Below are 8857 nucleotides of genomic sequence, written 5' to 3' on the forward strand. Positions count from 1 at the left end.
GGCGCGATACTGCTCCTCGATCTTCCATTCGATGGGCAGGCCATGGCAGTCCCAGCCGGGCACATAGGCGGAATTGTAGCCCAGCATCTGCATGGAGCGGGAGACGAAATCCTTGAGGGTCTTGTTGAGCGCGTGGCCGATATGGATGTTGCCATTGGCGTAGGGCGGGCCGTCATGCAGGGTAAAGAGCGGCCGATCCTGCGCCTGCTCGCGCTGCAAGGCGTAAATATCCATCTCTTCCCAGCGCTTGAGCCAGTCGGGCTCGCGGGCCGGAAGGCCGGCGCGCATGGGAAATTCGGTTTCTGGCAGGAAAAGGGTGGCCGAATAGTCGGTTTCGGCGGCGCCCGGAGCGGTATCGGTCATGGGAACGCAATCGGAAAGGAAGATTTGCGCGCCTTTTAGCAAGGCAAGGCCGATGGGGCAAAGGATGATTTGGGGTGCGGCATCCCGATGGAAGGGAGGCCCCCTCACCCGGCTTGCTTTGCAAGCCGATCTCTCCCCCGAAGGGAGAGGTGAAGAGGTTAGCCCAGAAAGCCCAGCTTGCGGTCGAGATCGCTCAGGGGCCTGGCCTTGGCCAGCAGGTCGCGAGCCTTGCGGCTGTCGCGATCCATGGCGGCGATGAGGGCGTCGAGGCCGGAAAAAACCTCCTGGCCGCGAATATGGCCGATCAGGGCGACGGTCAGCGTGCGCCCATAAATGTCGGCGTCGAAATCGAACAGATGCGTTTCGAAGGGCGGCTGCTGGTTGTCGAACATGGGTTTGCCATAGGCGGCAACGCCATCGAACACCGCGTCCCCAAGCCGGGCACGGACGGCATAGACCCCCTGTGCGAGCTGGAAATTGGCGTGGGTGACGGTGTTGGCAGTGGGGTAGCCCAGCTCCCTGCCCCGCTGGTCGCCCTTAATCACGCAGCCCTCGAAGAACCAGTGGTAGCCCAGAAGCCGGTTGGCGGCCGTGACCGCGCCTTCGGAAAGGGCGGCGCGGATGCGCGAGGAGGAAATGACCTCGTCGCCCTCATCCATGAGGTCGAGGATTTCCACGGCAAAGCCCTGCGCGGCGCCGGCGGCCTTGAGGAAGGTGGGGGTGCCCCGGCGCTGGCGGCCAAAATGGAAATCGGCCCCGACGATGACGCCGGTGACGGCCAGCGCATCGACGAGGAAGCGGGAGACGAAATCCTCGGCCTCGATCTGGGAAAAGGCGTGATCGAAGGGCAGCACGACGATGCCATCAAGGCCCAAAGCCTCGGCCAGACGCGCCTTTGCCGCGCCATCGGTGAGGCGGAACATGAAGGGCGCCGGCGCAAAGACGTCGCGCGGATGCGGCTCGAAGGTGAGAACCACCGCCGGCACGCCGGCCTCGGCGGCGCGGGCCTTGAGCGTAGCCAGCACGCTCTGGTGCCCCCGATGCATGCCATCGAAATTGCCGATAGCGAGATAGGCCCCGCGCAAGGCGGCGGGCACGGCATCGAGGCCCGAAAGGGAAAGGAACCCGCCCAAGGCCGTCACCAGGCCAGGCGCGGCAGGAAGCCGGCAACCCGGGCGCGGCTGGGCGCCAGCAGGTCGGCAATGGCCTGCGGGTCGGGCTTGCCGAAGGCGTCAAGCTCGGCGGCATGGATGGAGCCGGTGATGAAAAGCAGGTCGACGCCGAACTGGGCGGCGCCGGTGGCGTCGGTGCGCACGCTGTCGCCGATGGCCAGAACCCGCGCCTTGTCGAGCGGGCGGCCCACGGCCTCCTCGGCCAGGCGATAGGCTTGCTCATAGATGGGCTGGTAGGGCTTGCCGGCCATGAGCACCATGCCGCCCATGGCGGCATAGAGGTCGCCCAGCGCGCCGCCGCAATAGATGATCTTGTCGCCATGCTCGACCACGCGGTCGGGATTGGCGCAGATCATGGGCAGCTTGCGGGCCAGCCACAGCTCGGCGCGCTGGCGGTACATTTCGGGGGTATCGTCATCGGTGTCCAGATCGGTCACCACCACGGCCTCGGCCTCTTCGGGGCCGGTGCGGCGCAGGTCGAGCCCCTCATAGAGCATGTCGTCGGCGGTGGGCGGGCCGACGTGATGGATGGCCTTGCCGCGATATTTGGCGATCATGGCGCGGGTGGCATCGCCCGAGGAGACGATGGAATCATAGGCATCGCGCGTAACCCCGAGGGAATCGAGCATCTCAATGATGGGGGCCGAAGGGCGCGGGGCATTGGTGATGAACACCACCTTGCCGCCGGTCTTGCGATATTCGCGCAGCGCCTCGACGGCGGTGGGAAAGCCGGCGACGCCATTGTGAACGACCCCCCAGACGTCGCTCAGCACCGCGTCATAGCGGCCGGCAAGATCGGAAAGACCGGAAATGGTGGGCAGCGGAGAGGTCATCGCAAGATTCCCGAGGAAAGGACGCATTCCGGAGCGCCGGGCGATCCGATGAACTCGGATGCGGCGCTCCACCTGTTTTGTTATCGCAACGGAGTAATCCGAAAACCGCTTCGCAGTTTTCGGTCCGATGCTCTATGTGGCAGCTTCTGGCGTTCGATCAAGGGAAAATGCCGTGCGCGGCCGCTAAAGCTCGGCCCGCCTGAGCGGCGCTGACGGGCGCGCGGGCGTGGATAGCAGCTCGGCGCGCACCGGGCCGGGCGGCGCGATATAGGGGCCCTGCACCAAAAGCACGCCATCTTCGAGCAGTTCGATGATCTGGTGCTCATTGGCAATGCCGGTGGCCAAAAGGCGGATATCGAAGCGGGCGACATAGCTGGCGATGTCGGAAGAATGGAAATCGGTGAATGCCTCGGGCTCGGCCAGGAACCGGGCGGCATCGATGCGCAGCGACTGCACGCCACGCGCCGCCAGTTCGGCGATATCCATGCGCAAGGACTTGACGCCGAGCAGCGAATAGAAGGCCCCCTTGCGCAGGATGGCGTCGGCCAGGGCCCGCTCGGCGGTGGTGAGATCGTTCCAGTCGGCCTCGCCGATCGAGAAGATCAGACCCGAGGCGATGGCGCGGTTGGATTCGAGCGTGGCGATGAGCTGGTCGGCGGCGGCGGCATCGCCCAGCGTAGCGCGCGAAAGGGGCACGTAAAGCGTCACCGGCTGGCCATTGGTGCGCGAGCGGCGGGCAATGGTGACCGCCTCGACCAGGGCCAGCGCCTCGATCTGGCGCAGAGCTTCCTCGCCGTGATGGCGGGGCATGAATTCGGCGCTCTCGGCCAGAGCGCCATTGTCCAGCAGCATGCGCGGCACGAGATCGTAACCCTGCGGGCGGCGCTGGGGCAGCGTCACCACCGGCTGGACATGGTAAAGGATGCGCCCGTCATCGAGGGCGCGATAGACCTTTTCGAGCGGAATGACCGGCTCGGGCTCGGGCGGCTCGGGTTCCTCCGGCGCGCTCAGCATGCGGCCGCGCGGCGGCTGCGGCTTGGTGGCGCGCTCCTCCAACTCGGCCACGGCCTCGGCCACCTGGCGCACCACGGTGCCCAGAACCGAAATATCGGCTTCGACGCCATCGAGCCGGCCCTCGATATTGAGATCGGCCATGGCATTGATGCGCTGGCCCAGCACTGCGCCGGCCTGGGCGTCGGTGGCCAGGAGGCGCGACAAATCCTCGATGGCGCGCTCGAGGCGGTTTTCGGCGCGCTGGCGCAATATGCGCTCGAGCACCATGACGCAGATCGCGGCGAAGACGAGGCCGACGAGTATGGCGTTGGCTGGGGTAAAGGTCAGGCCGAAAGAGGCCGCCGCGCCTATGGCGACGGCAGCAAGAGCGATGAACGTATAGACCAATGCCTGCACGGCCGGACCTTCGCTGCTTGGGTGGGCGCCGCATCGCCCGGACAATCCGGGCGGCCCCACCGCCCATCCTCCCCTGATGGCGGGAGGGGGATTCGGCCCTTTCCTCATAGCATCGTGTGAAAAGCTGCAAAAGCGCACAGACCCTTATCTTCCACGGCCAATTGCGCCCCCGCCTCCGCCGGCGACACGCAAAATGCGACAGGGCGGAACGGATTATTTACCCTGTTGACCAATGATCGGAACACAGAGGGGCGGCGCCCCTTCACACGAGATTGCACGACCAGAGCAAGGACCAGGCCGCATGGCGACGCATAACCGGGGCAATAGCGAGGCGCAGGGCCGGCTGTTGCTGATCGAGGGCGATCAACGCCACGCCCAGCTTCTGGTCGACACGCTTGCCGAAACGCTGGGGGAAAGCGTGCGCATCAGCCTGGCCGATGGCGGGCGGCAGGGCAGCGAGCTTCTGCGCCAGGGCGCTTTCGACGTGATTCTGGCCGATCTCAGCAGCCTTCGCGACATCAGCGAGCGCAGCGACGACGCGGTGGGCCGGCTGGTGAAGCTGGCCGATGGCGCGCTGGTGATCGCGCTCTCGGATGGCGCATCGGTCTCGGCGGCGGTGGGCGCGATGCGCGCCGGTGCGCATGACTACGTGGTCAAGCCGCTCAATGGCGCGGCCATGGCGGCGCGCATCGGCGAGCTGGCGCAGCGGCACGGCAAGGGCGGCGCGCTGAAACTGGAAGCGCGCAGCGAGGGGTTGGCCGATTTCGCCGGCTTTATCGGCGCCTCTAGCGCCATGCAGTTCGTCTATGAACAGATCGGGCGCATCGCCACCTCATCGGCGCCGGTCTTCATCACCGGGGAGAGCGGCACCGGCAAGGATGTGTGCGCCGAAGCGCTGCACGGCCGGGGGCCGCGCGCCGGCAAGCGCATGGTGGCGATCAACTGCGCCGCCATTCCGCGCGATCTGATGGAAAGCGAATTGTTCGGCGTCTCGCGCGGGGCCTTCACCGGCGCGCATGACGACCGCAAGGGCGCGGCCGAGCTGGCCGATGGCGGCACGCTGTTCCTCGACGAAATCGGGGAAATGGACCTTTCCCTGCAATCCAAGCTCCTGCGCTTCCTGCAAACGGGCACGCTGAGCCGGGTGGGGGAAGCTGGCGTGCGACATGTGAATGTGCGCGTCATCTGCGCCACCAATCGCAACCCCATGCAGCTCATCACCGAAAAGAAGTTCCGCGAGGACCTATTCTACCGCCTGCATGTGCTGCCGATCCACCTGCCGCCGCTGCGCCAGCGGCCCAGCGACATCATGCTGCTGGCCCGTCATTTCCTCGCCCGCTACGCGGCCGAGGAGCACAAGCAGTTCGCCGGCTTCGCCCCGGACGTGGCCAGCCTGCTCACCGCCGCCGAATGGCCGGGCAATGTGCGGCAGTTGCAGAACCTCATCCGCCGCATGGTGGTGATGTTCGATGGCGGGGATATCACCCTGGCCATGCTCAACGCCGCCGATATCGAGGCGCGCGCCGCCCAGCCGCCGGCCGAACCGGCGCCGCGGCCGGACAGGAGGCCCGGCGTGCTGCCCATGTGGCGGCAGGAGCAGCGCATCATCGAGGACGCGATAGCCAGCTTCGGCGGCAATGTCTCGCTGGCGGCGGCGGCGCTGGAAATCAGCCCCTCGACCATTTACCGCAAGCGCCAGGGCTGGGCCGACATGGCCGCAACGGGCTGAGGGGTCAGGGCGTATTGGCCTGGCGGGCCTTTACGCGGTCAAGGCCCAGATAGTGCTCGCGCATGATGACGGCTATGCCCGAGGCGACGATGATGAGCGCCCCGCCGACCATGGCAAGCGTGGGAATGTCGCCGAAGACGAGAAAGCCCAGCACCAGCGTCAGAAGCAGCGAGACATATTCGAACGGGGCGATGACCGACATGTCGGCATAGCGGTAGCTCGAGGTCATCAGCAACTGGCCCAATCCGCCGAAAAAGCCCGCCCCCACCAGCAGCACGGCCTGCTGCGGCGTGGGCCAGACCCAGCCGAAAGGCAGGCTCAGCAGCGAGATGATGCTGGCGCAGAGGAAGAAATAGATGACGATGGCCTCGGTGCGCTCGGTCAGCGTCAGCTTGCGCACCTGCATCATGGCGAAGGCGGTGAGCACAGCGCCGCCGAAAGCGGCAAGCGCCCCCAGCGATTCGCTGTTGCCCAATGCCTGGCCCGAGGAAAACAGGGTCAGACGCGGCCAGAGGATGACCATCACCCCGAACAGGCCGACAATGACCGCCGTCCAGCGGAAAAGATGCACCTGCTCCTTGAGCAGCAGGGCGCTGAACACCACGATGAGCAGCGGCGAGGCATAGCCGATGGCGGTGGATTCTGGCAGCGGCAGGCGCGTCAGGGCGAAAAAGCCCATGCCCATGGACGCCACGCCGATGATCGAGCGCACCACATGGCCCATCGGGTTGCGGGTGTAGAGCGCGCTGCGCAATTGCCGGCGCCAGAGCAGCCAGACCGTCACCGGCAGGATGGCGAAAAAGCAGCGGAAAAACACCAGTTCGCCAGACGGAATGGTCTGGGTGGCCTTGAGCATGGTGGCCATGATGACAAAGCAGAAGACGGACAGAACCTTGAGGCCGATGCCCCGCAAGGGATCGACCCGCCGGGTCATGGCCGCGCCGCTTCCCTGTCCGGTCTTTTCGCCAGCTGGCCGGTCCACGACGCCGCCCCCCGCCCTATCCATCACCCTTGCCCGGCACAGCGCCGGTCGATCCGAAAACCGCTTCGCACTTTTCGGTCCGATGTTTCAGCGGAACCGTCCGCCCCGCATCAATGGATCAGTTGCCGGCCGCTTCCAGCTTTTCCTTGGCGATGCGCGCGGTGGCGAACGCCTTGTGCTCGGGACCAACGGCGCTGCCGGTCTTGAGCACCTTGCCGGTGGAATCGAGGACCTCCCAATGCCAGTTGGCGTTGGGGCCATTGCCGCCCTTGAGGCGCAGCTTGATCTGAAGAGAATTATCCTGGGTCATGGCATGACTTATGGCTCAGCTTGCCCGCAGGGGGAAGAGGGAATAGGGCCGCTCACACCGCCGAGTAGTGATATTCGATGCGATCGCCGGCAAAGGCGATGTGATCGAGCAGGCCCGCCACCACCGGGCATGGATCGGGGTAGTACCAGGCATGGTCCGGCCCGTCGGCGGTGAGCGTCTTGATGGTGTAATAATGCGCCTCGCCCTTATAGGGGCAGACGGTGCGGGTTTCGGAAAGCTCCAGGATATCGGCCCGCACATCGGCGCGGGGCAGGAAGATGCGCAGCGGCTCGCCCGCCTCGCGCACTTCGAGGGCGTTGAGCGAGCTGGCGATCTCGGCGCCGTCAAACGCCACATGCACCCGGCCCCGGGCCGGAGTGACGGAGATATCCTTATCCAGACATTGTCGCGTCATGGTGACCTGCCAAAAGCAAAAAGAACCATCAGACTAACGCACGAACGGAAAGTGAGGTTGCCCGATCTTGACTTGCCGTGGGGGCCTCCATATATCCGCTGCACTCTGTTAGCACTCTCATCAGGCGAGTGCTAACAGGGCCAAGTTTGCATTCAGTTGCTGCGATCAAGGAGCAAAAAATGGGCTTTCGTCCTCTGCATGACCGCGTCGTGGTTCGCCGCGTCGACAGCGAAGAAAAGACCAAGGGTGGCATCATCATCCCCGATACCGCCAAGGAAAAGCCCTCCGAGGGCGTGATCGTCTCCGTGGGCCCCGGCGCCCGCGACGAGAACGGCAAGGTGGCCGCGTTGGACGTGAAGGCCGGCGACCGCGTGCTTTTCGGCAAGTGGAGCGGCACCGAGGTCAAGCTCAACGGTGAAGACCTCATCATCATGAAGGAAAGCGACATCATGGGCGTGATCGAAGCGTAAGCCGCTTCTCGCGCCTGTTTTTTCGTCCCCTCAACATTCGATATTCAAGGAGCCATAAATGGCCGCCAAGGAAGTCAAATTCTCCACCGATGCCCGCGACAAGATGCTGCGCGGCGTCAATATCCTCGCCAATGCGGTGAAGGTCACCCTGGGTCCCAAGGGCCGCAACGTGGTGATCGAAAAGTCGTTCGGCGCCCCGCGCATCACCAAGGACGGCGTGTCGGTCGCCAAGGAAATCGAGCTGGAAGACAAGTTCGAGAACCTGGGCGCGCAGCTGCTGCGCTCGGTTGCTTCCAAGACCAATGACGTTGCCGGCGACGGCACCACCACCGCCACCGTTCTGGGCCAGGCCATTGTCGTCGAGGGCATCAAGGCCGTCGCCGCCGGCTTCAACCCGATGGACCTGAAGCGCGGCATCGACCTGGCCGTCGCCGAGGTCGTGGACGGCCTCAAGGCCTCGTCCAAGAAGATCACCTCCTCGGCCGAAGTCGCCCAGGTCGGCACCATCTCGGCCAATGGCGAGAAGGAAATCGGCGACATGATCGCCGAGGCCATGCAGAAGGTCGGCAATGAGGGTGTCATCACCGTCGAGGAAGCCAAGACCGCCGAGACCGAACTCGATGTCGTGGAAGGCATGCAGTTCGATCGCGGGTATCTGTCGCCCTATTTCGTCACCAATGCCGAGAAGATGACCGCCGTCCTCGAGGACCCGGTGATCCTGCTGCACGAAAAGAAGCTCTCCAACCTGCAGGCCATCCTGCCGATCCTGGAAAGCGTCGTACAGAGCCAGCGTCCGCTGCTCATCATCGCCGAGGACATCGAGGGCGAAGCCCTTGCCACCCTCGTCGTGAACCGCCTGCGCGGCGGCCTCAAGGTCGCGGCCGTCAAGGCCCCGGGCTTCGGCGACCGCCGCAAGGCCATGCTGGAAGACATCGCCATCCTGACCGGCGGCCAGGTGATCTCGGAAGAGCTCGGCATCAAGCTCGAGAACGTGACCATCGACATGCTGGGCACCGCCAAGCGCGTTGAAATCACCAAGGAAAACACCACCATCGTCGATGGCGCCGGCTCGGCCGACGACATCCAGGGCCGCGTGGGCCAGATCAAGGCGCAGATCGAGGAAACCACCTCGGACTACGACCGCGAAAAGCTCCAGGAACGCCTGGCCAAGCT

General features: G+C 65.1%; 10 protein-coding genes. 3 read left to right on the forward strand and 7 right to left on the reverse strand.

Features of this window, described 5'->3' with window-relative positions; translation table 11 throughout:
- The 4 genes from VDP82_RS09630 to VDP82_RS09645 form a co-directional block, all read right to left on the reverse strand.
- Positions 1-363 (reverse strand): class I tRNA ligase family protein (locus VDP82_RS09630; RefSeq protein ID WP_323014634.1); only part of this gene is annotated, 363 nt, incomplete at its 3' end.
- 158 nt (positions 364-521) lie between these two features.
- Entirely contained in the window at positions 522-1496 is a 975-nt protein-coding gene (locus VDP82_RS09635) for a bifunctional riboflavin kinase/FAD synthetase (RefSeq protein WP_323014635.1), read from the reverse strand.
- Between the two features lie 5 nt (positions 1497-1501).
- On the reverse strand, positions 1502-2368 hold the full coding sequence (locus VDP82_RS09640) for a TIGR01459 family HAD-type hydrolase (RefSeq protein WP_323014636.1): 867 nt from the start codon (positions 2366-2368) through the stop codon (positions 1502-1504).
- Positions 2369-2551: 183 nt separating this feature from the next.
- The gene (locus VDP82_RS09645; RefSeq protein WP_323014637.1) at positions 2552-3778 is read right to left on the reverse strand and encodes an EAL domain-containing protein; all 1227 of its coding nucleotides are present in this window, start codon (positions 3776-3778) and stop codon (positions 2552-2554) included.
- 301 nt (positions 3779-4079) lie between these two features.
- Between VDP82_RS09645 and VDP82_RS09650 the strand changes: the two genes are divergently transcribed.
- Positions 4080-5507: a sigma-54 dependent transcriptional regulator gene (locus tag VDP82_RS09650; RefSeq protein ID WP_323014638.1), complete on the forward strand. Its 1428-nt coding sequence runs from the start codon at positions 4080-4082 to the stop codon at positions 5505-5507.
- A gap of 4 nt (positions 5508-5511) precedes the next feature.
- Here VDP82_RS09650 and VDP82_RS09655 read toward each other — a convergent pair whose 3' ends face one another.
- From VDP82_RS09655 to VDP82_RS09665, 3 genes are all read right to left on the reverse strand, one after another.
- Complete coding sequence (locus VDP82_RS09655; RefSeq protein ID WP_323014642.1) at positions 5512-6441, reverse strand: DMT family transporter; 930 nt, start codon at positions 6439-6441, stop codon at positions 5512-5514.
- Positions 6442-6607: 166 nt separating this feature from the next.
- Positions 6608-6799 carry a hypothetical protein gene (locus VDP82_RS09660; RefSeq protein ID WP_323014639.1) on the reverse strand — a complete coding sequence of 64 codons (192 nt, stop codon included), beginning with the start codon at positions 6797-6799 and terminating at the stop codon, positions 6608-6610.
- A gap of 52 nt (positions 6800-6851) precedes the next feature.
- A complete protein-coding gene (locus VDP82_RS09665; RefSeq protein ID WP_323014640.1) occupies positions 6852-7214 on the reverse strand; it encodes a DUF427 domain-containing protein in 363 nt (120 codons plus the stop codon).
- A gap of 179 nt (positions 7215-7393) precedes the next feature.
- Between VDP82_RS09665 and VDP82_RS09670 the strand changes: the two genes are divergently transcribed.
- A complete protein-coding gene (locus VDP82_RS09670; protein WP_198876031.1) occupies positions 7394-7684 on the forward strand; it encodes a co-chaperone GroES in 291 nt (96 codons plus the stop codon).
- Between the two features lie 58 nt (positions 7685-7742).
- Positions 7743-8857, forward strand: a 1115-nt coding sequence (groL, locus tag VDP82_RS09675; protein ID WP_323014641.1) for a chaperonin GroEL, incomplete at its 3' end; no start/stop codon positions are given.

Source organism: Devosia sp., assembly GCF_034675085.1.
In the GTDB taxonomy this organism is placed as follows: domain Bacteria; phylum Pseudomonadota; class Alphaproteobacteria; order Rhizobiales; family Devosiaceae; genus Devosia.